This window comes from Pseudomonas sp. OTU5201 (assembly GCF_038440135.1).
GTDB lineage: Bacteria > Pseudomonadota > Gammaproteobacteria > Pseudomonadales > Pseudomonadaceae > Metapseudomonas > Metapseudomonas resinovorans.
Window position 1 is genome coordinate 43790 of record NZ_JASATC010000013.1, and the last position, 24189, is coordinate 67978.

General features: G+C 61.5%; 22 protein-coding genes and 1 pseudogene. 11 read left to right on the plus strand and 12 right to left on the minus strand.

The features are described 5' to 3' along the window. Positions 1-8: 8 nt before the first annotated feature. The 9 genes from AAHM40_RS10455 to AAHM40_RS10495 all read left to right on the plus strand — a co-directional run bounded on the left by AAHM40_RS10455 (position 9) and on the right by AAHM40_RS10495 (position 8016). The gene (locus AAHM40_RS10455; RefSeq protein WP_342244569.1) at positions 9-791 is read left to right on the plus strand and encodes an SDR family oxidoreductase; all 783 of its coding nucleotides are present in this window, start codon (positions 9-11) and stop codon (positions 789-791) included. Positions 792-801: 10 nt separating this feature from the next. Then, the gene (locus AAHM40_RS10460; protein WP_342244570.1) at positions 802-1581 is read left to right on the plus strand and encodes an enoyl-CoA hydratase/isomerase family protein; all 780 of its coding nucleotides are present in this window, start codon (positions 802-804) and stop codon (positions 1579-1581) included. Further along, positions 1582-3084 carry a class I adenylate-forming enzyme family protein gene (locus AAHM40_RS10465; RefSeq protein ID WP_342244571.1) on the plus strand — a complete coding sequence of 501 codons (1503 nt, stop codon included), beginning with the start codon at positions 1582-1584 and terminating at the stop codon, positions 3082-3084. 44 nt (positions 3085-3128) lie between these two features. Beyond that, positions 3129-3974, plus strand: coding sequence for an SDR family NAD(P)-dependent oxidoreductase (locus tag AAHM40_RS10470; protein WP_342244572.1), 846 nt, complete (start codon positions 3129-3131; stop codon positions 3972-3974). 61 nt (positions 3975-4035) lie between these two features. After that, a complete protein-coding gene (locus tag AAHM40_RS10475) occupies positions 4036-5319 on the plus strand; it encodes a CoA transferase (protein WP_342244573.1) in 1284 nt (427 codons plus the stop codon). After that, entirely contained in the window at positions 5316-6542 is a 1227-nt protein-coding gene (locus tag AAHM40_RS10480; RefSeq protein WP_342244574.1) for a CaiB/BaiF CoA transferase family protein, read from the plus strand. Before AAHM40_RS10475 ends, AAHM40_RS10480 begins: the two co-directional genes overlap by 4 nt. Positions 6543-6552: 10 nt before the next feature. Next, a complete protein-coding gene (locus AAHM40_RS10485; RefSeq protein ID WP_342244575.1) occupies positions 6553-7125 on the plus strand; it encodes an FAS1-like dehydratase domain-containing protein in 573 nt (190 codons plus the stop codon). Positions 7126-7129: 4 nt separating this feature from the next. Continuing rightward, complete coding sequence (locus tag AAHM40_RS10490; RefSeq protein ID WP_342244576.1) at positions 7130-7585, plus strand: acyl dehydratase; 456 nt, start codon at positions 7130-7132, stop codon at positions 7583-7585. 38 nt (positions 7586-7623) lie between these two features. After that, positions 7624-8016 carry a nuclear transport factor 2 family protein gene (locus AAHM40_RS10495; protein ID WP_342244577.1) on the plus strand — a complete coding sequence of 131 codons (393 nt, stop codon included), beginning with the start codon at positions 7624-7626 and terminating at the stop codon, positions 8014-8016. A gap of 61 nt (positions 8017-8077) precedes the next feature. Here the strand turns inward: AAHM40_RS10495 and AAHM40_RS27250 are convergent, their stop codons facing one another. From AAHM40_RS27250 to AAHM40_RS10505, 3 genes and pseudogenes are all read right to left on the minus strand, one after another. Next, entirely contained in the window at positions 8078-8791 is a 714-nt protein-coding gene (locus AAHM40_RS27250) for a methyl-accepting chemotaxis protein (RefSeq protein ID WP_446731559.1), read from the minus strand. A 153-nt stretch (positions 8792-8944) separates the two neighbouring features. Beyond that, positions 8945-10108, minus strand: a pseudogene (locus tag AAHM40_RS27255) (HAMP domain-containing protein); the annotation flags it as partial. An 84-nt stretch (positions 10109-10192) separates the two neighbouring features. Then, positions 10193-10987 carry an SDR family oxidoreductase gene (locus AAHM40_RS10505; protein WP_342244579.1) on the minus strand — a complete coding sequence of 265 codons (795 nt, stop codon included), beginning with the start codon at positions 10985-10987 and terminating at the stop codon, positions 10193-10195. 91 nt (positions 10988-11078) lie between these two features. Between AAHM40_RS10505 and AAHM40_RS10510 the strand changes: the two genes are divergently transcribed. Continuing rightward, positions 11079-11876: an SDR family NAD(P)-dependent oxidoreductase gene (locus AAHM40_RS10510; RefSeq protein WP_342244580.1), complete on the plus strand. Its 798-nt coding sequence runs from the start codon at positions 11079-11081 to the stop codon at positions 11874-11876. 1 nt (position 11877) lies between these two features. On the opposite strand, the gene AAHM40_RS10515 is transcribed toward AAHM40_RS10510, so the two are convergent. The 9 genes from AAHM40_RS10515 to AAHM40_RS10555 form a co-directional block, all read right to left on the minus strand. Continuing rightward, positions 11878-13311: an MFS transporter gene (locus tag AAHM40_RS10515; protein ID WP_342244581.1), complete on the minus strand. Its 1434-nt coding sequence runs from the start codon at positions 13309-13311 to the stop codon at positions 11878-11880. 40 nt (positions 13312-13351) lie between these two features. Beyond that, positions 13352-14701: an MFS transporter gene (locus AAHM40_RS10520; RefSeq protein WP_342244582.1), complete on the minus strand. Its 1350-nt coding sequence runs from the start codon at positions 14699-14701 to the stop codon at positions 13352-13354. 60 nt (positions 14702-14761) lie between these two features. Next, positions 14762-16081 carry an MFS transporter gene (locus AAHM40_RS10525; protein WP_342244583.1) on the minus strand — a complete coding sequence of 440 codons (1320 nt, stop codon included), beginning with the start codon at positions 16079-16081 and terminating at the stop codon, positions 14762-14764. A 107-nt stretch (positions 16082-16188) separates the two neighbouring features. Further along, positions 16189-17805, minus strand: a complete 1617-nt coding sequence (locus AAHM40_RS10530) for a GMC family oxidoreductase (RefSeq protein WP_342244584.1) — start codon at positions 17803-17805, stop codon at positions 16189-16191. Positions 17806-17822: 17 nt separating this feature from the next. Then, entirely contained in the window at positions 17823-19310 is a 1488-nt protein-coding gene (locus AAHM40_RS10535) for an aldehyde dehydrogenase (RefSeq protein ID WP_342244585.1), read from the minus strand. 49 nt (positions 19311-19359) lie between these two features. After that, complete coding sequence (locus AAHM40_RS10540; RefSeq protein WP_342244586.1) at positions 19360-20601, minus strand: cytochrome P450; 1242 nt, start codon at positions 20599-20601, stop codon at positions 19360-19362. A gap of 97 nt (positions 20602-20698) precedes the next feature. Then, a complete protein-coding gene (locus tag AAHM40_RS10545) occupies positions 20699-21436 on the minus strand; it encodes an enoyl-CoA hydratase/isomerase family protein (protein ID WP_342244587.1) in 738 nt (245 codons plus the stop codon). A 9-nt stretch (positions 21437-21445) separates the two neighbouring features. Next, positions 21446-22222, minus strand: a complete 777-nt coding sequence (locus tag AAHM40_RS10550; protein ID WP_342244588.1) for an SDR family NAD(P)-dependent oxidoreductase — start codon at positions 22220-22222, stop codon at positions 21446-21448. Further along, positions 22219-22998 carry an SDR family NAD(P)-dependent oxidoreductase gene (locus AAHM40_RS10555; protein ID WP_342244589.1) on the minus strand — a complete coding sequence of 260 codons (780 nt, stop codon included), beginning with the start codon at positions 22996-22998 and terminating at the stop codon, positions 22219-22221. The genes AAHM40_RS10550 and AAHM40_RS10555 overlap by 4 nt, the downstream gene beginning before the upstream one ends. Positions 22999-23236: 238 nt before the next feature. Between AAHM40_RS10555 and AAHM40_RS10560 the strand changes: the two genes are divergently transcribed. After that, on the plus strand, positions 23237-24067 hold the full coding sequence (locus tag AAHM40_RS10560; protein ID WP_342244590.1) for a FadR/GntR family transcriptional regulator: 831 nt from the start codon (positions 23237-23239) through the stop codon (positions 24065-24067). Positions 24068-24189: the final 122 nt, after the last annotated feature.

Below are 24189 nucleotides of genomic sequence, written 5' to 3' on the forward strand. Positions count from 1 at the left end.
GGTTTCACATGACAGGCAAGACCGTATTCATTTCCGGCGGTACCAGTGGCATCAACCTGGGCATCGCCAAGGGCTTTGCCGCACAGGGCGACAAGGTGCTGGTATTCGGCCGCGATCCAGCCAAGGCGGAAGCCGCCGCGAGGGAGATCCACGAGGAAACCGGTGGCGTTGCCATGGCCGGTAGCGCCGATGTGCGGGACATGGCGGCCATCCGCTCGCTGTTCGAGCAGGCCACTGAAGCCCTGGGCGCCCCCACTGTGGTCATTGCCGGCGCGGCCGGTAACTTCATGTCGCCTGCCGTGGGCATCTCCGCGAATGGCTTCAAGACGGTGGTCGATATCGACCTGCTGGGCACTTACAACGTCTTCCGCGCGGCCTACGACTTCGTCGTCAAACCTGGCGCGTCGCTGATCGCCATCACCGCTCCGCAGGCGGTGCAACCGCTCCCTCAGCAGGTTCACGTCTGTGCCGCCAAGGCGGGGGTGAACATGGTGGTCAAGGTACTGGCGATGGAGTGGGGCCAGGCTGGCATTCGCGTCAATGCCATTTCCCCCGGCCCCATTCGCGGTACCGAGGGGGTCGAACGCATGGCTCCGACCGAGGAAGACAAGACAAAGTGGAGCGCTCACACCGCGCTGCGCCGCTTCGGTACGCCGAGTGACATCGCCCAGGCGGCGATCTTCTTGTCGTCCAACAACGGCAGCTACATCACCGGGACCATTCTGGATTGCGACGGCGGCATGAAGCTGGGTGACGCCAGCGGTGATTTCATCACGCCGCCCCAACGTTGAGGACTTGACCATGACCGAGCTCGTTCAATTCGAAGTGGGTGACGATCACGTCGCCACCATCACCCTCAATCGCGCGGACAAGATGAATGCCATCAACGCCGACATGATGGTTGAGATCAAGCGTCTGTGGAACCTGGTGCGCGACGAGGATCATATTCACGCCGTGGTGTTTCGTGCCGAGGGCAATCGCGCCTTCTCCACCGGCCTGGACCGTGTCCAGGGCTTCCAGTATCCGGACAACATCTGGAACAAACCGGACCCGGGTGAGAGCCTCGATCCCAAGCATCACAAGGTCTGGAAGCCGGTGATCTGCGCGGTCAGCGGCATGTGCGCCGGTGGTGCGTTCTACATCGTCGGCGGCTCGGATGTGGTGATCGCCTCCGAGGATGCAACCTTCTTCGACCCCCACGTGGACTTCGGCCTGGTAGCTGCGCTGGAGCCCATCAGCATGGCTCGCCGCATGCCGCTGGGCGAGATCCTGCGGGTCTCGCTCATGGGCGTGGAGGAGCGCATGAGCGCGCAGCGCGCCCATCAGATAGGCCTGGTCAGCGAACTAGTGCCTCACGAAGAGTTGTGGGCCCGTGCCCACAAGGTGGCGGCGATCATCGCCTCCAAGCCTTCGGTTTCCACCCAGGGCACCGTCCGGGCCATCTGGGAATCCCTGGATGCGGGCCGCACTCAAGCCATGGCACGCGGCTTGAGCTACACGCAGTTGGGCAATCCTCTGGGCATTCCGCAGGTGGAAAACATGCTGCAGAGCGGCAAGCGCAAAGGTTACGAGGTTCGCTGAATGTCTGGAATCGCCGAACACATCATTCGCGCCACCGAAGCCGGCGGCTCGCTGGTCGCCATCGATTTCGAGGGGCAGTCCATCAGCTGGCGGGCCCTGGCCGATGCCATTGCTGAACTGGATGTACTCCTCGCAGAGGCGGGCATCGGAAAGGATGCCGTGATCGGCCTATTGGGCCGCAATAGGCCGGAGCAGCTGGTTAGCTTCATCTCAATTCTGGGGTCGGATCGCGGCTTGTTGCTGATCAACGCCATTCGTCCCGCCCATATGGTGGCGGAAGAAGTGGCGGGCCTGGGACTTGGCTGCCTGATCGGCAGTCGGGCAGACCTGGCCGAACACGTGGTGTCCGCCGGTCAGGCCTCCGGCACTCTGGTACTGGCGGTAGAGGTCCGCGCTGGCCGTGTTGTCTTCGAGCAACTGATGCCGCTGCGCGCCAGCACCTTCCGCCTGCGCGAAGCCAACACCCTCATCGAGATACAGACCAGCGGCACCACCGGTGCTCCCAAGCGTATCCCTGTGTCCGAGCGGACCATCAGTGCCTCGCTGCGCGATGGCGTGCGCAGCGCCAAGGGCACGGTGGAGAACTTCGAGCTGAAGCCGCAATCCTCGCCGACCCTGATGTTCAGCCCCCTGGTGCATACCAGCGGCACCTTCAACACCCTGATGTCGGTGTTCGAGGTCCGGCCGATCGTGCTGTTCGAGAAGTTTGATGCCGAACGCTACCGCCAGGCGCTGGTGAAGTACCGTCCGAAGTTCGCGCCTCTGCCGCCCACCGCCATCAAGATGATGGTGGACAGCGATGCCACCCGAGAAGACTTCGCCAGCGTGCGCGCCGTTCGTGCAGGCACGGCTCCGTTGTCTGTGGAGTTGCAGCAGGCATTCGAGGAGAAGTTCGGTGTGCCCGTGCTGACCACGTACGGCGCGACTGAGTTCATGGGGGTGGTGACCAGCTGGACGCTGGAAGACCACCAGAACTTTGCCCATAGCAAGCGCGGCAGCGTAGGGCGGGTTTCCAAAGGCGTGCAATTGCGCATAGTCGATCCCGCCACTCGCGAAGAAGTAGCCCGGGGCGAGCAGGGCATTCTCGAGGCCAAGCTGGACCGGATCGATGGCGGCAAGGAGTGGATTCCCACCACTGATCTGGCGAGGCTGGATGCCGATGGCTTCCTCTACATCGCCGGGCGCGCGGACGACGCCATCATTCGCGGTGGCTTCAAGGTCATGGCTGGCAAGGTGGCCGATGTAATCAAGCTCTATCCGGGAGTCTTCGATGCCATTGTCCTGGGCGTTGCGGATGAGCGGCTGGGTGAGGTGCCGGTGGCAGTGGTCGAGGCGTATCCGGGGGCCGATCTCGACGTGTCTGCGATCAAGTTGTTTGCGAAAGACAACCTCTCGCCCTACGAAGTGCCCGTGCGCATCCACGTGGTGCCGAGCCTTCCACGCACCGTCTCGGACAAGATCAGTCGCCCGGCGGTGAAGGAACTGCTGGCGAAGCTTTCCTGACCATCTTCGTTCGGATCGATCCGCTGCCTATGAGGAGTTTCGCAATGTTGGATCTGAAGGGAAAAGTGGCATTCATCAGTGGTGGTGCAGGCGGTATCGGTAGCGCCATGGCCCGAGAACTGTTGCAGGCCGGTGCTCTGGTCGCCTTGGGCGATATCGACCTGGAAAGGGCCAAAGAGGTTGCCGCGGAGCTCGGAAGTGCCGACCAGGTCATCGCGGTCGAGCTGGATGTGACCGATTCGAACAGTTGGGCCAGTGCCCGGGACGCTGCAGAAGCGGCGCTCGGGCCCTGCGATATTCTCTGCAGCAATGCGGGGGTCTCCTTCACGGGCACGCTCGACGAGATAAGTTCGGAAGCCTGGCGCTGGGTATACGAAGTCAACCTGTTCGCTTCGCTGCGTGCCGTGCAGACCTTCCTGCCACGCATGAAAGCCCGTGGCCAGGAAGGGCATGTGCTGCTGGTGGCGTCCATTACGGCCCTGCATCCTTTCGCTACCCAGGGTGCCTATACCAGTAGCAAGGCGGCGTTACTCAATTTCGCCAAGGTTCTGGAGCTGGAGCTGGAGGGCAGCCCCATCGGCGTCTCGGTGCTTTGCCCGGGAATAGTCGCCACCCAGATCCGTGCCAATGCCATCCAGGCGAGGCCGGACGCCTTGCGGGAGGAGGCTGGGGTTTCTAGCACTCTGTCCGCCCAGTTTGGCATGGCCCCGGAGCACGTCGGTCGGGCGGCCATCGCCGGCCTGCGCGAAAGGCAGTTTTACATTTTCCCGCACGTCGACTACCGCCCATTCATCGCCGCCGATTACGACGACATGTTGGCGGCCATGCAGGAATCCGCCGACCCTGACTACCGAGAGCCTGCGCAGCTGCTGAGCCCATCGCCACGCTGAAGAGGGCACGGGAGAGCCGGCAACGTGCCAATTTCCCACAACAAGAAAAAGGGGATCAACCATGCCGGGCTTTTTAGTGCCCTATCGCGTATTGGACCTGAGCGACGAGCGAGGCCTGCTGGCCGGTGCCATGCTGGCCCGGCTAGGCGCCGAAGTGGTTCAGCTGGAACCGTTGAAGGGCTCTTCCGCTCGCCGAGTGGGTCCATTCGATCCGGGAGTCACGGCGCCTGATAATTCCTTCTTCTGGTCGGCCTACGCGGCCGGCAAGCAAGGGCTTGCCTGCGACCTGGCGAGTGAGGAGGGCAGGGCGCTGGTGAGACGGCTGCTGTCCAAGGCTGACTTCCTGATCGACTCGGCCGATCCGGGCGTGATGAGCACGCTTGGGTTGGGCGTCGAGCAAGTCCGCGCAATCAACCCGGCACTGATCCATGTGTCTATCACTGCTTTTGGTTCCGAAGGGCCCAAGGCCGGATATGCGGCGACCGACCTAACTGTGTGGGCTGCGGGCGGGCCGATGCGGCTGACCCGGGACGGCGACCGGCCGCCGATGCGCTTCAGCGTGGCGCAGACCTTCCTAAATGCAGCCGCGGACGCCGCCAATGCCGCGTTGATTGCCCACTTCGCTCGAGTTCAGAGCGGACTCGGACAGCATGTAGACGTTTCCGCCCAGCAGAGCGCGACACTGTGCACATTGGCCGCTTCGTTGTCAGCTGCCTATCGGCACGAGGGCTTCACCCTCGGCGCCGCGAGTGGCGTCAAGTCGAACAAGAAGCAGCTGGATCTGAGCGGAAGCGGTGCCCGTACTCGTCGCTCGAAGTGGCAGGTACGTGACGGGCTGGTCGAAATGCATCTGGGCATTGGACCCGGGAGCGGTCGCTTCACCAATAACCTGTTCAAGTGGATGCTGGAAGAGGGCGCCTGCACTGTTGAAATGGGCGAATGGGATTGGGTGAAGCTGCCGCAGCGGATCATTGATGACAAAGTAACCGATGACGATCTGGAGCATGCCCGTACCTGCGTGGCCCAGTTCTTCAAGCGTTTCAGCAAGGAGGAAATGCTCGAGAAGGCACTCCAGCATCGCTTCCTCTGCGCACCTATCGCCAATACCCAGGATCTTCTGGACAGCCGCCAGCTCGAGTCCCGCAATTTCTTCTCTACCGTGGTCGAGCGTTCCGGCCATGAGCGCAAGCTGCCGGGCAAGTTTGCCCACGGAGCGGACGGTGGATTTGCGCCGATCCGACCCGCTCCCTCCATCGGAGAACACACCGATGAGATCCTGACCGAGTGGCTGGGGCTTGAGGGCGAGGCCATCAATCAGCTTCGCTCGCAAGGAGTCATTGCATGACACTCGCTACCTTCGACGAACTTCGCGTGCTGGACCTGGCCTGGGTTGTGGCCGGCCCTCTGATTGGGCGTGCACTGGCAAGTGGCGGCGCAACGGTCGTGCGCGTCGAGTCCTCCAAGCGTGTGGATACCGCAAGGATGATGGGGCCGTTCCCGGATGGCGTAGCTAATCCGGAACGTTCGGCACTTTTCGAGAATTGCAACGTCGGCAAGCTTGGCCTGACGTTGGACATGTCCAGGGAAGAGGCCCGTGAAGTGATACGGGACCTGGTGGCCTGGGCGGACGTAGTCGTAGAGTCATTCTCGCCCGGGCAGATGAACAGCTGGGGCCTGGGGTTCGACGAGCTTCGCGCGATCAAGCCTGATCTAATCATGCTCAGCACGTCGCTGATGGGGCAATCGGGTCCGTGGTCGAGCTTCGCCGGATTCGGCAATGTGGGCGCGGCGATCTCGGGCTATCAGGCAATCGTGGGTTGGCCTGAAGCCCTGCCTGCCGGTCCCTACGGCCCCTACACCGATTTCGTGGCCCCACGTTTTGCGTTGCTCACGCTCCTCGCGGCCCTGGATCATCGCCGTCGTACAGGAGAGGGGTGTCACCTGGACGTTTCCCAGTGCGAAGCTGGCATTCAGTTCCTAGCTCCGCAAATTGCGGATTGCGCTGCCACCGGCAGGGTCGTAGAGCTCAAAGGGAACCGGGACCAGCGTTCGTCCCCGCACGGTGTGTTCCCCTGCAGGAACGCGGAGGATGACGCCGAATCCTGGGTGGCGATTGCCGTTACGGATGACGATCAATGGCTAAGGTTGGCCGAGTGCATGGGAGGCGCGTCGCTTTGTGAGGATGGGCGATTCACGACGCTGCAGGCACGCCAGCAACACGAGGACGAGTTGGAGCACTTGGTTGCCCAATGGACCTCGACCCGTGAGGCGTTCGAGGTCGAGGCAATACTTCAAGGCCTTCGTATTGCCGCCCATAATGTGGCTTCTTCCGCGGACCTGCTCGAAGACCCGCAGCTCCAGCATCGCCGGCATTTCATCGAACTGCCTCACGAGCTAATGGGCACCACGATCATCGAGAACGCCTGCTATGAGCTGTCGATGACTCCCGCGGTGTTCGAGACCGCCGCACCACATTACCGCCGCGACAATCGCCAGGTGCTCGAACACTTGCTTGGGTACTCGAGCGAGCGTATCGACGCTCTGGATGAAATAGGCGTGTTCATCTAGGAGGCCACCTATGAGCGAGAGTTGGAAAGAGGAGTGGTTGCCGCTGGTGGCTATGGTGGGTGAGTCCTTCGGTGGCAACGAAGTGGAATGGGGGGCGGACCCCATCGAGGCCGGTGCTGTACGCCGCTTTCTCGAACCCCTGGAGTTCGATTGCCCATTGCATTCAGACCCAGAGGTCGCTGAAACGCTGGGGTATGACAATTTGGTTGCGCCATACTCCAGCCTGCTGTCCTTTGCCATGCCCCCGCTCTGGTCTCCTGGCCAGGCGGTGTTCGTCAGCCAGGAAAGAGATGCGCAGCCGGTAGGTCCCGCCATTCGCCCGCCCCTACCGGAACAGGCCCCGGCCTGTTCCGGCTACTTTGCAACGGACATCGAGATGGACTACCTGCGGCCGGTTATGGTGGGTGAGCACCTGGGTAAACGGGGGCGCAAGCTGGTGGGGTGCAAGCTGAAAGAAACCCGGGTCGGACGAGGGGCCTTCGTGACCTTCGAATCTGAATTGGTCAATCGCCAGTTGGAACCCGTCGCACGTATGCGTACGTCGTTGTTCTTCTACAACCCCTCAACCGCCAATTCAGAGTGAGCCAATGAGTCCTCAATTTTGGGAAGACGTCGCTCAGGGTGATGCTCTGACGCCTCTCGCTTTTCCGCTTTCGGTCGCTCGGCTGGTAGTGGCGGCCGGAGCGAATCGTGATTTCAACGCCATCCACCACAATAGCGAGTACGCCAAGGCCACAGGCGCTCCAGAAATGTATGCCAATACCCTGTTCCTGCAGGGTATGTGGGAGCGCGCAGTACGCGATTTCATTGGTCTGAACGGACAGTTGCTCGGCATGAAAGGCTTTCGTATGAGCAGCTTCAACCTGGTCGGCGATACCGTCACGGTGAAGGGCGAGGTCATTCGGACATGGCGCGAAGGTGGTCGTGGGCTGATCGAGATCAGAATCTGGTCGGAGAATGCCAAGGGGATCAGCGTCGGACCTGGAAGCGTCATCGCGAGCATGCCCTGTCGGTTCGACATGCCTGATGGACTGGCGTGCTGAGGGGCGGGCCAAAGGACTAATCGATAGGAAACGACTCAATGGATACTTTGCTCAAGCTGGCCGCAGAAAGCGAGATTCGCAACCTGATTGCCGAGTACGCGCACAAGGCGGATGACGGGGATGCGGTAGGTTTTGCCCTGCTATTCAGCCCTGACGGCACGCTGGAAATTGGTGGACACCAACTTGTTGGCCGTCAGGCGATCCAGGAATGGCTGCCCACTACCTTGACGCAGGGCGCGCTGCGCCACCTGATGACCAACATCCATATCGTCATCGAGTCTGCCGATTCTGCGCGCTGCAGCCTCGATCTCCTGCTGCTGAAGCAGGTTGGTGACGAATGGAAAATCAGGATGACCTCGCGCTACGAGGATCGCTTGGTCAACGTCGACGGTAGCTGGCTCTTCCAGCATCGACACATCCTGATGCGCTGAACTCGAGATGTGAAAAAGCCCCGGGAGCCTATGCTCCCGGGGCTTTTTTTGTGCACAAGGCTCAGACCTGGAACTCGCCAATGAGTGACTTGAGTTGCGACACTTGCAGATTGAGTTGCTGGCTCGCCTGTTCCGTTCGATTGGCCCCTTCCGCCGTACGCTCACCCGAGGCATTGATTTGCACGATGCTGCGATCGATTTCGTGTGCGACAGCGGTTTGCTGTTCTGCCGCCGCGGAGATCTGCTGGTTCTGATCGACGATGTTGTTCACCAGATCGAGGATGTGGGCCAGGGCATGCTGCATCTGGTCCGAATGGGTCACCGTCGTTTCCGCCATGGTGTTACTGCTGTTCATGGCGCTGACCGCTTCGCCTACGCCACCCTGGACCTTGGCGATCATCTGCTCGATCTCTTCGGTGGATTGCCGGGTGCGCTTGGCCAGGCTCCGCACTTCATCGGCGACCACCGCGAACCCGCGGCCTTGCTCTCCGGCCCGGGCAGCCTCGATCGCCGCATTGAGCGCCAGCAAGTTGGTCTGCTCGGCGATTCCACGAATGACTTCCAGGACCTGGCTGATTGCCTGGCTGTCGCTGGCCAACTGATTGATCACGCGTACCGAGTGGTCGATTTCGGTGGCCAGGGCCCGGATGCTGTCCACCTGTACATTGAGCAGTTCTTTCCCACCCACGGTTTCTCGATTCACATCTTGCGCGTTACTTACGGCTGCCGCGGCGCTGCGAGCGACCTCCTGCACAGTGGCGGCCATTTGGTTCATGGCCGTGGCAACCTGCTCGATCTGGTCACGCTGCGCCGACACCTCCTGGTTGCTATGGCTGGAAACATTGGCGACCTGACCGGCCTGGTGCTCAACCGCCACGATGGTCTGGCCGACGCGCTCGATCAGGTCATGCACCTTGGCGATAGATACGTTGAACACCCGGCTCAAATCACCCAGCTCGTCCCGGCTGACGGTGGGTACGCTGACGGTCATGTCACCTGCGGCGACGTCGTCCATTACATCGCTCAGGCCGCGTAAGGTCCTGCGAATGGAGGCATAGAATCCGCTCGAGAGGTAAATGATGATCAGCAAGGTGATCACCAGCGCGCTCAGCAGCATGACCATCTTCTGGCGATCCTTTGCCAGGCGTGCATCTAGCCGCTCTTCCAGGTAGCCGAAGGAGGCCAGATTGAATCGCTGCCCCTTGTCCATCTCTTCCCCGATCGATTGGAACAGGTCCTGCCAGCTCGTTGCGAAGTCACCCGCAAACAGCACCTTGTTCTCTACCAAGGCGATCACGCCGCTGATCGAAGACCGGGTATCAGCCATGGGTCCCTCGAGCGAGGATCGGGCGTCCTCGTGTTCTTCGAGCAGCCGGGCCAGTTTCGTCGAGAAGTTACCTTCCAGTTTGTCCAGTTGGCTCAATTGCCCCTGAACGAGGTCGCTGTCGGCGGAACTCAGCATGCCTACGGCCAGCGCGGACGAAGCCTGGGCACGAACCAGGCTCAGCGATGCGTCAATTTCGCCACCCATCACCGTCATGATCCCGGTGAGGTCCCGAACCATTGATTGCTCATCGATACTCAGGTTGCTGCTGGCCGCGATTGATTCGATCAGCAGTTGCATGTTGGCCAGCTGCTTCTGCACCGTGTCACGCTCGGCCGCGTGCAGGCCATCGGCTTTTAGAGATTCGAGTGAGGTAAGGATTCCCTTGTGCAGGTCCGCCAGGCCGAACCCCTCCAGTGCTACGTACCCTGCTCCGGTCAGGGCCTGCAGCGCGCTGACGATTCGACCCTCGAGATCCGTGATCCGCTGGTTGATATCGCTGTTCTGCATGGTCAGCGGAGCCTTGGCTCTGATCGCCATCAAGCTCTCCAGGTCCATCAGGGACCTGCGAATCTGCAGGCTGTCCTTGAGCAGAGCTAGGCTGTTGCGTTCCGTTCGGGTCGCGGTGAATTGTTCGTATGCCGTGAGCACCAGAGAACCGCTGGTCGCGAGCAGGGCAGTGGTGAACAACGCACTGATCAGGCTGAACTTCATACCGAAACTCAAGCGGTTCATCAGGCGAATGGCGGGATTTATCAGCGTTTCCATGGCGTTCTCTTGTTGTTCTTGTGCGTGTCGGTAGACGGCGGTGCGAGCCTGAGCGGTGAACGGCTGTGTGAAGGACCAGGAGGGCTAGTGCATGTAAAGCCCGCCATTTACGTGCAATGACTGGCCCGTCACCGCGTCGGACAGTGGGGAGGCGAAGAACAGGAGGGTACGGGCGTATTCTTCCGTGGACGGGATGTAGCGAAGCGCCGCCTGCTCGCTGACCAGGCGCAATTCATGTTCTGGAGTGGTGCCGTTCTGCTCGGCGCGGGTCTCCATGACCTTCTTGACCTGCGGCCCCCACATGAATCCCGGGTGCATCGAGTTGACCCGGATGCCGTACTCACCGAGCTCCATGGCAATGGCGCGGGTCATGCGCTGGAGCGCGATTTTCGAGCCGGCATAGGCCTCGCTGCCCGGCAGGACTCTCTCCGCCGTCATGGTATTGATCATCACGACCCGGCCACTGCGCCGCTCCACCATATGGCGCGCCACCGACCGGGTCATCTGCAGGGTGGCGAAGACATTGATCTCGAAGCAGTCGCGATAGTTGGACAAGTCGGGCTGCGAATCCAGCAAGGTGACTCGCTGGGGCCAGTCGCCTCGGTAGGCGATGTTGATCAGGGTGTCGATTCGGCCGAAATGCCCGATGGCCGCGGCAACCGTGCGTTCGCAATCCTCGAGCAAAGCGATGTCGCACACCAGCGGTAAGCACTGGCGACCCTTGGCTCGGACCTCCTCCGCGATGCGTTCGACGTGCTCCGATCGGCGCGCCGTGATGACGAGATCAGCGCCGTGCTCGGCGAACAGCAAGGCGGCGTCACGCCCCAGGCCTTCACCCACGCCGGAGAGCAGCACGACCTGATCGATTAGTAGAGACATGGCCAATTCCTCTCTTTAGACATAGATATCTAGGTAATCTATATTATACATGTTGTGTGCTGATCAATGGCCGACAAGCCAAGAGGGCTGTATGGAGATAAAAGCGGGACAGGTGGCGGTGGTGACCGGAGCGGCTTCCGGGATCGGCTTGGCATTGTCGGAGGCCTTTGCGCGGCGCGGGGTGCGCGTTGCAATGCTGGATGTCGAGCGGGAGGCTCTGCAACGAGCTGCGGAGACGCTGGGTCTGGAAGCGGAAACGCTGCCGCTGGTGTGCGACGTGAGCGACCGCGACGCGCTGGAGAAGGCGCGAGAAAGGGTGCTGGAACGGTTCGGCCGGGTCGATATCCTCTGCAACAATGCGGGCGTCGTAGTGCCTTTCGGCCCTCTATGGGAGATCGATGTGGCTGACTGGGAGTGGATCCTCGGCGTGAACCTGCGAGGCGTATTCAATGGCTTGAGCGTCTTCACGCCTCTGCTGGTTGCGCAGGACAGCGGGTACGTCGTGACGACCGCTTCGATGGCCGGGGTTTCGACGATTGCGGGCAATGCTGCTTACAACGCGACCAAGCACGCAGCAATTTCGCTGACGGAAACACTGGATGCAGATTTGCGAGCGGCCGGTAGCCAGGTGGGCGTGACAGCCCTGTGCTGCGGCCTGGTGCGCACGCGCATTCGGGAGGCTGCGCGTAATCGCCCGGAGCAGACGGGTAAGCCGGTCCAGGTGCCTGAGGCTGCAGAGCGAGCCAGTGGAGCTGGGCACCTCGAGCCGGAGGAGGTGGCAGAGCAGGTGATGGACGCCATTCAGAAGCGTCAGCTCTATCTCTTCACCAACCCCGGCTCGGAAGCGCGCGTACGGGCGCGGATCGACCGTCTGTTGGCCGATCTCTGACTCAGTGCTGACCTGCTTGGAGCTCTGCCACGTGGTTTTCCGGCGTCTTGGCGGGGCGGGGCAACAGCAAGGCAGCGACCAGGGCTATCAAGCTACATCCCACCAGAAACAGGAACGCCAGGCGGTAGGCATCGGCACTCGGCAGCGGTACTCCTTCGCCCGGCGGGCTCACCATGGAACTGGCCAGGAGCATGGCCAGTATCTGGCTGCCCAGTGCTGCGGTCGTGCTCCGGCAGACTTGGGCCAGGCCCATGGCCTCGCTGGTGCGGTTCGCCGGCGTGGCAATGACGACCTGGTTGCTTGCCGCGCTGAACAGTACGGTGATACCGAAGCTGAAAACGATGACGGTGGCCAACAGCACGGACATCGAATTCAAGGTCACCAGGGGGGGCAGCCAGGCCAGCAGAACCATGGCGCTGCCGACAAGCATCGCGGTACGCGCGCCATATCTGGCGGCGAGCAGCCCGGCGACGGGCCCAGCAAAAAAGCCCATGAAGGTGGCGGGCTGCTTGAGCAACGAGGCCGCCGTAGCGCTCAGGCCAAGTCCGGCACCGGTCCATTCGGGTTGCTGAGCGAGGCCAAGGATCACCGAGGCTCCGATCATTGGACCAAGCCCGATCGCAGCGAACACCAGGTTGGCCAGCAGAATCCTTCGCTCGGTAAAGAGGCGCACATTGATCAATGGGTGGGAGTGACGCAGCTCATGGCGAATCCACAGGGCCAGTAGGACCAGGCTGGCGAGCAGCAGCCCGCCACTTTTCAGCTGTAGCCATCCGGACTTGGCCAGGGTCAACGACAGCATCAACCCGGAGATGGCGGGCACGAAGAGGACTCCACCCAACACGTCCAGCGGCTCCTTCTCGGTCTGCGCTACGGACGCCGGCACGTAGGTCCACACTGCCAAGAAGCCGATAGCGGCCAGCAGGGCGCTGAAGTAGAACATGGCATGCCAATCGAATTGGTCGATGATGGCTCCGGCCACCAGGAACGCCAGGCCGGAGCTGACGCCCATGACCCCGCCCATGACACCGATGTTGAATGACAGGGCCCTGGGCTCCATGTTTTCTCGCATGAGGCCCAGGCACAGGGGCAGGACGGCGCCTGTCACGCCTTGGAGGGTACGGCCGAGAATGACGCCATACAGATCGGTCGAGACCGCACTGATCAGCGAGCCGCATGTCGCGATGGCCAGCACGATCATCAGCATTCTGCGTCGGCCGTAGATGTCGCCCAGTCGCGCGAACAGGGCGACGCTTCCCGCTGCGACGATGAAGAAACTGGAGAGCACCCAACTGACAGCCGCCGGGTCACCGAAGACGCGATTGAGGGTCGGCAGTGCCACGAATGCCATGCTGACTTCAAAGGTGCTGGTGATCTCGGCGATGGCCAGGGCCACCATGATCAGCCATACAGGAAATCGTGTGCGGGTCGTCATTGTTGTTCCCTTCTGCTGGTAAAGCTCATCCTGGAGCGGGTCATGGTCGGGCCTTTACTGGCCCTATCCTGTAAATGAAATACAGCGACGAGAGCGTGATCACACCACTCGCGACTATCGCCTGGGAAATCGAAGCTGTGTCCGGGTGGTCTCCACCGCTGAGCTGCATCATCACGGTCACCCCCGTCAGGCCAAGGACCTGGAAGCTCTGCTGTCCGATCGCCGCGAGCGTCGTGGCGGCTCCGGTGTCCTCGGGCGCGATCCCATGGAAGATCATTACTGCGGTGGTACTCGCCACCAGGGAGCGGAAGAAACCGAACGCGAGCAGTAACGCGCCGATCAGCAGTGGCGAGGAGGTGGGGGAGAGGTAGGCGCAACAGATGAACGATAGAACGGCACCAACAGTTCCGAGTGCCATCACGCAGCGGCCGCCATAGAGATCGACCCAGCGATAGGTGAAGGGTTTGGTGAGCAACGAACCGATGGCGATCATGACGATGAGTACGCCGGTAGTCGATGGCGAGACCCCGAGGCCCGACTGCAACAGCAGCGAAAGCAGAAAGGGCGCGGCGTTCATCAGTAGTCGGCAGCACAGGTCGGTGCACAGTGCACGGCGGAACAACTCGAGTTGGAACAGTGGCAGCTTCAATAGGGCATGGTCGTATCGCTGGGCATGAGCGATGGCAAGCAGGCCGAGCAGCAGTCCCATCACCACCGCCATGCCGCCGATTCCCCAGGACGCCCTGGACAAGGCGATCAGCCCAAAGACCAGAGTCAGCAGTGCCAGGCTCGTGACCACAATGCCAAGCGGATCGACTCGGCGGGGTGAAGCTTCGCGGAAATTGTCCAGAAGCAGGTGCACGGCCAACATGCTTGTCAGCCCCAGTGGCAGGTTGATCAGAAAGATCCAGCGCCAATTCGCGTACTCGACCAATACCCCGCCAATCAACGGGCCGAGCATCGGACCGAGCAGCGCGGGCAAGACGAAGGTGGTGTAGGCGCGCACTCGCTCTTCGGCGACGAAGGTGCGCATGATCATCAGGCGGCCAACCGGCAACAGCAGCGCCCCTGCAGCACCTTCGACAAATCGCGCTGCCATCAGCGTCGGCAGTGAGGTGGACAACGCGCAGGCCAGCGAGGCGACGACGAACACCAGGATGCCTGTCTGGAACACATTGCGCCCACCGAACCGGTCAGCCAGCCAGCCACAGGGCGGTACCGCCGCCGCCGCGCCGAGCAGATAGGCCGAGATAGTGGCCGAAACAGCCAGCATGTCGCGATCCAGGTCAGCGGCAATCGCGGGCAGCGCGACGGCGATGGACGTGGCGTCGAGGGTTTGCAGCAGGACTGCAATGCCCAGCACCCAGGGCGTCAGGTTAGACGTGCGCATGGGCTTCATCGCTTCCGTCATGCTTCGCCGGTGCCGTTCGCGGAGCTTGGGCCTCCTGACTCATGCGGTCGTGTGCTCGAAGGACAGCCGGTCCTGCCCGTTGCGAATCAAGAGCATGGCGCGGACTACGAAAGCCAATCCGATCAGGCTGAACAGCGAGGAGGCGAACATGCCATAGGCAATGGCACGAGTGCCGGCCCAACTCGCCAGATGGTCATTGAGTATGCCGAGCAGCAGCACCCCGAGGCCGTACGAACCGAAGTTGAAGGCTACCAACAAGATCGAGAGTGTGGTGCCGCGCATGGCGGGCGGACACAAGGTCGTGATCACGCTGTAGCCGGTTCCTATGTAGAACTGTGCGAAACAGGCGAGCAGCGAAATCAGCACGACGACCGTCGCGGTGCCGGGCTCCGTCAGGAAGGTGAGTGCGGCGAACACTATCGACAGGGTCAGGCCCAGGATGGGGCAGAACAGCTTGCGCCATTCCTCACGTCGTCCAAGGTAGTCCGCGAGGAAGCCCGCGCCCGCGGCGCCAGCGGAGCCACACAGCCCCAGGGCGAGGGAGGACGCCAATCCCGCTTGCTGTATGCTCATCCCGTGGACACGCATGAGAAAGCTGGGCGTCCAGACGGTGATGACCGCAGGCAGAACCGTGCAAAGGACCATCGCCAGCAACATGTTGAACAAGGCCCGATCTCGCCAGATGTGCCCCAGGACGGCCGAGAGTGGGATCGAATCCTGATACGGGCTGGGTGGGTCGTAGCGGCCGCGCTGGGGTTCACGAATAGTCAGCAACAGGAGCAGCGCGACCAGCAGTCCTGGTAGCACCGCTATGAAGAACGCTGCGCGCCAGCCGAAATGCGCGGCGATGTAACCACCCAGCGCCAGGGCGAGAAAGGCGCCAATGGGCGGGCCGAGGGAGTAAAGGCCCATAGCGGTGGCGCGTAACTTGCGCGGGAAGGTATCGCTGATGATGGACAAGCTGAGGGGGGAGAATCCTGCTTCGAATGCCCCCACCCCGATGCGCGAGAGAAACAGCAGGTAGACCGTCGTCGCCAGCCCCGCGACACCGGTCATGAGACTCCAGGCGCTGATCAGCGCCACCAGCAGATTCCTGCGATTCACGCGGTCCCCGAGCATACCGATTGGAATGCATGCCAGTGCGAAGGGGATCGTGGTCGCCAGCCCCGCAAGCAGGCTGACTGTTGTATCGCTGATGCCGAACTCGGCTTTGATGGGTTCGATCAGGACCGAAATGATCTGCTTGTCCAGCGAGTAGACGGCGTAACCGCAGATCAACAGCAACAACACGTACCATTGGGAGCGTGCGTCCTTTTTCTCTTCAACTGCTGAGGCGGTTGCTGATTCGTCGGTTCGCATCGTGCTTCCTCTTCGATTTTCCGTGGCCGTACGAGAGCCCGCCGATCAAGCAGCGTGCCGGTCAGTTGGAGAAGTCACGCGGGCAGTGGAAGTGCCCGCGTGTTACCTCACGCCGGTGAACCGGCGCGCTCCCCCTTTATGATGTCTGCCGCTTTCTCGGCAATCATCACCGTGGGGGCATGGGTGTTGGCCGATACCAGGCGAGGCATGACGGAGGCATCCACTACACGAAGGCCCTTGAGCCCGTGGACTCGCAGGGATGCATCGACGACGCTGGAGACAGGGTCGATGCCCATGCGGCAACTGCCCACCGGGTGGTAGGCGGAAGCGCCCGCGGCGCGAATGTAAGCCGTGAGGGCTTCATCGCTCTCGGCCTTGGCGCCAGGCGCGGTTTCTTCCGCCCGGATATCGTCCAATGCCGGCTGCGCGATGATTTCCCGGCAGAGGCGAAGCCCCGCGATGGTTGCCTTCAGGTCACGATCGTCGGCCAGGAAGTTGGTGACGATCTCGGGGGCGTCATCGGCACTGTTGCTACGGATGTGCACATGGCCACGGCTGTTTGGGCGGCAGACGTTCATGCCGAGCATCATCGCGGCGTCCGGATTCTGCACCACGGTCTTGCGTACGGGGTCGCGAATGAAACTGAGCGGCATGCCCATGAACTGCAGGCCGACTTCTTCGCCCTCGATCTGCACACTGCCGTGTCCGCAGATCTGCGTCGGCGTGCCGTTCATGTGGCCGCGCTTGAAGAACAGGTAGTTCGCCACGTTGACGGCTGCGCGCCAGCCGTTCAGTTCCGCACCCATGCCACGGATGTTCTTCAGGGCCTGCACGACGAAGACCAGGAAGTGGTCCTGCAGATGTTCGCCCACTGCTGGAAGGTCGTGGACCATCTCGATGCCCAGATCGCGCAGGCGCGCGGTCTGGCCGACGCCTGAAAGCTCCAGCAACTGGGGCGAACCGATGGCACCGGCGCTGAGAATGATCTCCGCTCCATGGGCGATGTGGGTCTGGCCATTCTGTTGGTACTGCACACCCACGGCCTGTTGCCCTTCGAATAACACGCGCTCTGCCTTGGCGTGGGTTTCGACACGAAGGTTCGGTCGATCCAGCACAGGCTCGAGATAGGCGGCGGCCGAACCACAGCGACGACCGTCGTGATAGAAGACCTGGGCCTGTCCGATACCGGAAGCGTGGATGCCGTTGTAGTCGTCAGTGCTGCCTACGCGTGACTGCCCCGCGGCCTCGACTATCCGGGCGCTGAGGGGATGGAAATTGGGCACCGGATTGACCTTGACCGGGCCGAACTCGCCACGTGGCCAGGGGGAATCGCCACAGTAGTGCTCCAACTTGCGCAGGTAGGGCTCGACCCCCGCCCAGTCCCAATCCACCAGCCCTTCGGCCGCCCAGGCTTCGTAGTCTTCCTTGAGACCGCGTACGTAGAGCATGGCGTTGATGGAGCTGGAACCACCGAGCAGCTTGCCGCGAGGGTAGGGCATCTGACGGTCATTGAGATGGGGCTCCTTGCCTGTTTCGTAGCACCAGTCATAGCGCGGCTTGTTGAGCATCAGGGCAAAGCCGAACGCCAGGCGAACTTTCAGGCTGGCAGCGTCGCCTCCCGCTTCCAGCAACAGCACCCGGCAGCCGGGGTCTTTGCTCAGGCGGTTGGCAAGCACGCAGCCTGCCGACCCCCCGCCGACGATAACGTAATCGTATCTTTCCACTTCGGACTCCCTTCGGTTCAACCGCCGATGGACTTGGGTGCCGCGGCCATGAACACGACCTTGGTTTCCTGGTAGGAAGCCAGGCCTTCGGGGCCACCATCGCGGCCGATGCCCGAGTGCTTGAAGCCACCGAAGGGGAAGGTCGGATCATTGGTCCAGGTGTTGTGGGTCATGTTGCCCGCCCGCACCTGGCGGCAGACGCGGTAGGCGCGTTCGGGATCGCTGGTGTACACCGCGCCGTTGAGACCATAGGCCGTGTCGTTGGCGATGCGTACGGCATCTTCCTCGCCCTTGTGCTTGATCAGTACGGCGACCGGTCCAAATATCTCCTCGCGGGCGATGACCATGTCATTGGTGCCGGAGAAGAGGGTGGGCGCAACGAAGTAGCCTATATCCAGGTCGCTCGGACGGCCGCCGCCGGTGATCAATCTGGCGCCTTCGCTCCTGCCTTGCTGCAGATAGCCCATGACCTTGTCGTACTGGCGCTTCATGGCGATGGGGCCGTAGGCCGTCTGCGGATCGAGCGGATCGCCCACCTTGAGGGCTTTCAGGCCGGCGCTGATGGCTTCGGCAAACTCGTCGTGGCGATGCTCGGGCACGATGATCCGGGTGAGGCCGGCGCACATCTGTCCGGCGTTCATGGTGAAGTGGGGAATCAGGTTGGGGACGACCTGCTCGGGATCGATGTCGTCGAGGATGACGGCAGGGGATTTGCCGCCCAGTTCCAGGCTGACGCGGGCCAGCCGGTCACCGCATACGGAGGCGATATGACGGCCCGCCGCGGTGGAGCCGATCAGGCTGACCTTGTCGACATCGGGGTGACGGACTAGGTGGTCGCCGACTTCACGGCCAGCCGGGACGAAGTTGAATACGCCGGGCGGGATACCTGCCTCTTCCAGACACTCGGCTATCTGCCAAGCGAAGAGCGGGGTTTCCGGGGCAGGTTTGAGGATCACCGAGCAGCCGGCCGCAAGCGCTGGGGCGATGATCTTGCAGGACAGGGAAGCCGGAGCGTTCCAGGGGGTGATGGCGGCGACGACACCCATCGGCTCCTTGACCACGATGCCCACGCCGTTGCCGCGGCTTTGCGGGCGCACGTCTTCGAACTTGCCATTCAACGCCAGATTGCCGTAGTAGCTAAACAGGCCGAAGGGGGAGAAACCACCCGGGCCTGCCAGGCTCACCGCGCAGCCCATCTCGGCGGTCCAGCTCTTGCTGAATTCCCCGGCCCGACGCTTCATGATCTCTGCCACCTGAAGCAGCTTGGCGCCACGTTCCGCATAGGTCATGCGCGCCCAGGGGCCGAACTCGAAGGAGCGGCGGGCCGCTTCGACCGCCTTGTTGATGTCGGCGACCGACGCTTCCGGCGCACGGGCAATAACCTGTTCGTTGGCCGGGTAGATGACTTCCAGGCGCTTGTCGCCGGTCGGTTGGACCCACTGGCCGTCGATGTAGAAATGCTCCGGATGGGCCAGCGTAAAGAAGTCGGTGTAATTGTTAAGCATGACGTTTACCTTTGCTCACGAGCTTGATTGTTGTTATGGCCAGATCGAGCTACGCCTTGGTTATCTCGACCATCAGCTGGCGAATGCCGTAGGCGATGAAGTGGGTCTGGCGCACGATGCTGTCATTGCCCTCAACCAGCCGAATCGACGTCGATTGAGCAAGAATGCGAGTCAGCGCTGTGCGCATCTCGGCGCGTGCCAGTTGGTTACCGATGCAGAAATGGATGCCATGGCCGAATGCCAGGTGTTGAGTCGCGGCCTTGCGATTGACATCAACTTTCTCTGCATCCTGATACTGCTGCGGATCGCGATTCCCGGCGCCCCAGCGCAGGTCCAGGACGGTGCCCTTTGGAATCGGCGTTTCGCCCACCTGAGTGTCCTGAGTGGCTATTCGGAAAAGTCCCTGTAGCGGGGCGTCAAGGCGCAGCACCTCCTCGCAGTAGTTGCGGATCAACTGTGGGTTGGCACGTAGCTCGCTCTGTAGTGCAGGGTCCTCGGCCAGACGGAGGATTGCAGCCGTGATGGCGTTGGTGGTGGTTTCGTTGCCGGCCACCAAAAGTTGCTGAAGTATGGAAACCAACTCGCGCTCGCTCATGAGCTCACCATCGAGCTGCATGTTGGCGAGGTCACTGAGCAAAGTTTCCGTCGGAGTCTTGCGGGCTTCCCGGATCATGCCGGCGAAGAATTGCTGCATCTCGATGACACGCTTGGCTACATCGATCAGTTGCTCTTCGTTTAGTCCCTGATTGGCTTGTTCCAGCAGTGCATCCGACCAGCGTTTGAAGTCGCTGCCACGCTCCGGTGGTACCCCGAGCTGTTCGGCGATCATGCGGATGGGGAGCGGAATAGAGAATGCCTTGACGAAGTCGAAGGGGCCTTGGGGGAAGGCCTCGATCAGCGAGTTGGTAACCGACAGGATGGTTTCTTCCGCAGCGCGAACCCGCAGGGCATTGAACGCCTTGTCGACCAACGAACGGTAGCGGGTATGTGAAGGCTGGTCGTTGGTCACCAGCGTATCGAGATGCTCGAAACCTTCGGCTTTGAAGAGGGCGCTGATTTTCTGGTTCAGCTCGGCGGAACGGCTGCCCAACTGCCCAGTGCGGTTGGAGAACGTCTGGGGATCATCGGCAATTGCCCGGATGTCCGCGTAACGGGTAACCACGTAGAACTTGGTCAGCGGATCCTGATAGATGGCCTTTTCTTCACGAATTGCATCGTAGGTGGGGAAGGGGCACACCATGGTTTCCGGCATGGCCATCGACATCGGGCAAGTGGGCTTGTTTTGTTCCATGTTCGATCCTCTTGTTCTAATCGTTGATCGTTGAGCCGATAACGCCGACGGACATCGGATTTGTCAGGTCAGTCAGCAACATTTCACGCTGTTGCCCTTACCGGCGGAGCAGGGTCTGTGTCATCTCTTCGAAACCGGGGGCAGTGATGAAGCCGGTCTGGAACTCCAGTGCTGAGCGGAGGTGCTCGTCTGGATCGCTAATGCTGGCTAGATGACTTACGGCTCTCAGTGGCTGACGGGGTAAGGAAGCGAGTTTGGTGGCCATCTCCAGCGCAGCGTCTCGGGCACTTTCGCATGCAATCGCCAATCCCCAACGTTCAGCTGTCGGCCCATCCACTCTGTCGGCTTGCAACAGGCGCCAGAGAGCCTGCTGTCCGCCCCGGCGAACGACGTAATAGGTGCCGCCGGTTGCTGGGATCAGGCCTGCCTTGATCCACCCTTGGGCTATCCAGCCCTGACTGCCGATGAAGGTCGCACTTCCGGCAAGCGCCAGGTCGCAGCCAAAGCCCACCGCCGCGCCATCGACGGCTGCAATGAACGGTACGGGGCATTCCCGAATCGCACGGAATACGCCCTGGAACTCACCGTAGATGGCGGTCTTCACCGCATCGGCACCTTGCTTGGCCAGGCGTACGATTTCCGGGAGATTGCCGCCGGCGCAGAACGCCTTGCCGTTCGCCGACAGCACAATGGCTGCGATGCTGTCGTCAGCATTGCCTGATTCGAGCGCCAGACGCAGTTCGCGGCCTTCAGTCGGCCCCAGTGCATTGCGGACCTCAGGCCAATCGAGGGTGATCTCGAGCACGTCGCCGTGACGTTGGGTTTGAACCGGCATGTGTACTCCTCAGGAAATGGAAAAGCCGCCGTCGACTATGAGTGTCTGGCCAGTGATGTAGGCGCCAGCTGCACTGACCAGCATTAGGATCGGGCCGGCCACTTCGTTCGCATGGGCTGCGCGTCCCAACAGGATTCGGCCAGCAGCCAGAAGCAGACCACTCGGCGGTGTGTGGCTGGCCGCCTTGGGTTTGGGATCCAGGGGGGCAACGGCACCTGGCAGGATGGAGTTGACCAGGATGTTGTCGCCGGAGAACTCGAGCGCCGCGGATTGGGTAATCGAATCCAACGCCGCCTTGGAGGCGTTATAGGTCACCTGGTCATGGACGGCGGTGCGTATCCCTCCAATAGAGGAGATGTTGACGATACGACCGCCATTGCCTGCCGCACGCATCAAAAGAGCTGCTTCCCGAAGCACCACGAAGCAACCCCAGACATTGATCTTCTGCATGTCCTCCCATTGGGCGCGCGTGACGCTTTGCAGCGAGTATCGGGGATAGATGCCTGCGTTGTTGATGAGGATGTCCAGTCGCCCACAGGCTTCGTTGACGCGGTGAAACAGAGCACTGATCGAGTCATCGTTGGCCAGATCGAAGCCAACGGCGAAGCTGGCGTTACCCAGCTCCTCGGCTACCGCTTCAGCGCCCGCCAAATCCTTGTCGGCGACTACGATCTGCGCTCCGGCAGCGGCCAGGAGGCGCGCGGTGGCTTTGCCGATGCCACAGGCCGCGCCGGTGACGACGGCGACCTTGCCGGCCAGCGCGAAAAGTTCGTTGACCGGACTCATGACAGCAGCAACCCGCCGCCTTCCACCACGATCATTTGGCCGGTGACTCGGCGGGCAGCCGGAGAGGCGAAGTACGCGACCGCGGTGGCGATGTCGACGGGATCATTCTTGCCCAGGGGGATGAGTGCTTCGCGGCGACGTTTCTCTTCGCCAATCTTCGGGTCGATGGCGCCCGAGCTGTGGGCAAGGTTGGTCTCGGTGGTGGTGGGGCCGGGGGCTACACAATTGACGGTGATACCGAATTCACCCAGCTCCAGGGCCGCCGCTTTGGTCAGCATGGGAATGGCCGATTTGCTGGTGCAGTATGCCGCCGCACGCTTGTAGGGCTTGCAGGCAGCGGTGGAGGCGATGGCGATGATCCGACCACCATGGCCTTGGGCGATCATGGCCTCAGCGGCGGATTGAATGCAGAACAGGTTGCCGCGGATGTTGATGTCCATATAGGCGTCCCAGTCCTCGGCGGTGAGTTCCAGGATTGGTTTCATCACCTTTGACCAGCCCGCGTTGTTGACGAAGATGTCGAGCCGGCCGAAGCGGGATACGGTTTCCCGGACCGCGGCATCCACCGATGCGCGATCGGTGACGTCAAGGCGGGTATGGGCTACTGCATGTCCGGTGGCAGCAAGCTCTGCGGTGGTGGCTTCCACCCGGTCGCTGATGTCGGTAAGCATCACTTTGGCGCCGCGTTTCAGCAGCTCTTCGGTAATTGCACGCCCCAGGCCGTAGCTTGCGCCAGTCACCAGAGCCACTTGGCCTGCCAGTTCGGGTTCAGTCACGCTGCATCCTCGCTTATTTGGATAACCTCGTTAGCTATGTTTGCAATGTAGTGCTAAACAAGCAGGGATGCAATAGAGGCTGGGATGCGATCCAATGCGGCTTTTGCGACTTTTCTGACCAGGCAGTGGGGGCTGGATGTAGGAAATTCAGTACCTTGGCTTGGTAAAGTTAGATAAACAACTGGCTAAGTTATCTACTCCGTGACATAGTCACGGCAACGTGTTTCAGGAGATTACGATGGCAAGAAAGGCCAGCGACAACGGCGGCGACAGCGCGCTGATGTCCTCTATCGGGGACGACCTGCGTCTTCCCAAGCTTTCGCACATGGTGGCGGGGCGGCTGCGCGACCAGATCGCTTCCGGCAATCTCAAGGCTGGCTCGATGCTGCAGCCGGAGAGCAAGTTGCTGGAGTTGTTCAACGTCTCGCGACCAACCCTGCGCGAAGCGCTACGGATCCTGGAGGCCGAAGGGCTTATCAGTATCGGGCGCGGTATGCGTTCGGGGGCCACGATTCTGGGGCCAAGCATCCAGAAGGTCGCTCAGTACGCGAACTTCATGCTTGCTGCCGACGGCGTCACCATGCGTGACCTGCATCAGGCACGGATGTTCTTCGAGCCTGGCGTCATTCGGTCATTGAAAGGGCATGGCACTGAATTGAAAGGTGCCTGCGAGGAGTTGAGGGCGTGCGTCACTCATCTCCAGCGAGCGCTTGAAGACAAGCAGTACGTCGAGATCGTTACGGGTACTAACCGCTTCCACGATCTGCTGGCACGGGCTTCCGGTAACAAAACCATCGCCATGCTGCTGAGTGTGCTGCAGACCATTTCCCATGGTATCTACTCGATCAATCTCACCGAACAAGGCGAGTCGGCTGAGGCCTTGCACAAGAACATGACCAAGACGGTCTCGGGATACGACGCGCTTTGCAATCTGCTCGAGAAGGGCAAAGTGGATGAAGCGGCCGCATTCTGGCAGCGCTACATGGAGCGTGCTCTCGACTTCCTGGATAAGACCAGGCTGGGTGAGCGCAAGCTCATCTCCAACTCTGTGAGTGCTGGTCCGGCCTGATGCGTCCGAGAACGGGTGGTGGCCTGTGCCATACACCCGTTTGTCCGCGTTGATTGGCGTCGCTTTCCATAGTTGATTTCAATTCGCTCCTGCAGGCCATTTCAGTTACTGCAGTCCCTCCT

Bases quoted from the DNA above. Each gene is read 5' to 3' on its own strand.
- AAHM40_RS10540 (WP_342244586.1), bottom strand. From the start codon at position 20,601: ATGGAACAAAACAAGCCCACTTGCCCGATGTCGATGGCCATGCCGGAA.
- AAHM40_RS10470 (WP_342244572.1), top strand. From the start codon at position 3,129: ATGTTGGATCTGAAGGGAAAAGTGGCATTCATCAGTGGTGGTGCAGGC.
- AAHM40_RS10560 (WP_342244590.1), top strand. From the start codon at position 23,237: ATGGCAAGAAAGGCCAGCGACAACGGCGGCGACAGCGCGCTGATGTCC.
- AAHM40_RS10485 (WP_342244575.1), top strand. From the start codon at position 6,553: ATGAGCGAGAGTTGGAAAGAGGAGTGGTTGCCGCTGGTGGCTATGGTG.
- AAHM40_RS10545 (WP_342244587.1), bottom strand. From the start codon at position 21,436: ATGCCGGTTCAAACCCAACGTCACGGCGACGTGCTCGAGATCACCCTC.
- AAHM40_RS10525 (WP_342244583.1), bottom strand. From the start codon at position 16,081: ATGCGAACCGACGAATCAGCAACCGCCTCAGCAGTTGAAGAGAAAAAG.
- AAHM40_RS10490 (WP_342244576.1), top strand. From the start codon at position 7,130: ATGAGTCCTCAATTTTGGGAAGACGTCGCTCAGGGTGATGCTCTGACG.
- AAHM40_RS10455 (WP_342244569.1), top strand. From the start codon at position 9: ATGACAGGCAAGACCGTATTCATTTCCGGCGGTACCAGTGGCATCAAC.
- AAHM40_RS10510 (WP_342244580.1), top strand. From the start codon at position 11,079: ATGGAGATAAAAGCGGGACAGGTGGCGGTGGTGACCGGAGCGGCTTCC.
- AAHM40_RS10480 (WP_342244574.1), top strand. From the start codon at position 5,316: ATGACACTCGCTACCTTCGACGAACTTCGCGTGCTGGACCTGGCCTGG.
- AAHM40_RS27250 (WP_446731559.1), bottom strand. From the start codon at position 8,791: ATGAACCAAATGGCCGCCACTGTGCAGGAGGTCGCTCGCAGCGCCGCG.
- AAHM40_RS10550 (WP_342244588.1), bottom strand. From the start codon at position 22,222: ATGAGTCCGGTCAACGAACTTTTCGCGCTGGCCGGCAAGGTCGCCGTC.
- AAHM40_RS10460 (WP_342244570.1), top strand. From the start codon at position 802: ATGACCGAGCTCGTTCAATTCGAAGTGGGTGACGATCACGTCGCCACC.
- AAHM40_RS10465 (WP_342244571.1), top strand. From the start codon at position 1,582: ATGTCTGGAATCGCCGAACACATCATTCGCGCCACCGAAGCCGGCGGC.
- AAHM40_RS10505 (WP_342244579.1), bottom strand. From the start codon at position 10,987: ATGTCTCTACTAATCGATCAGGTCGTGCTGCTCTCCGGCGTGGGTGAA.
- AAHM40_RS10535 (WP_342244585.1), bottom strand. From the start codon at position 19,310: ATGCTTAACAATTACACCGACTTCTTTACGCTGGCCCATCCGGAGCAT.
- AAHM40_RS10515 (WP_342244581.1), bottom strand. From the start codon at position 13,311: ATGACGACCCGCACACGATTTCCTGTATGGCTGATCATGGTGGCCCTG.
- AAHM40_RS10520 (WP_342244582.1), bottom strand. From the start codon at position 14,701: ATGCGCACGTCTAACCTGACGCCCTGGGTGCTGGGCATTGCAGTCCTG.
- AAHM40_RS10495 (WP_342244577.1), top strand. From the start codon at position 7,624: ATGGATACTTTGCTCAAGCTGGCCGCAGAAAGCGAGATTCGCAACCTG.
- AAHM40_RS10475 (WP_342244573.1), top strand. From the start codon at position 4,036: ATGCCGGGCTTTTTAGTGCCCTATCGCGTATTGGACCTGAGCGACGAG.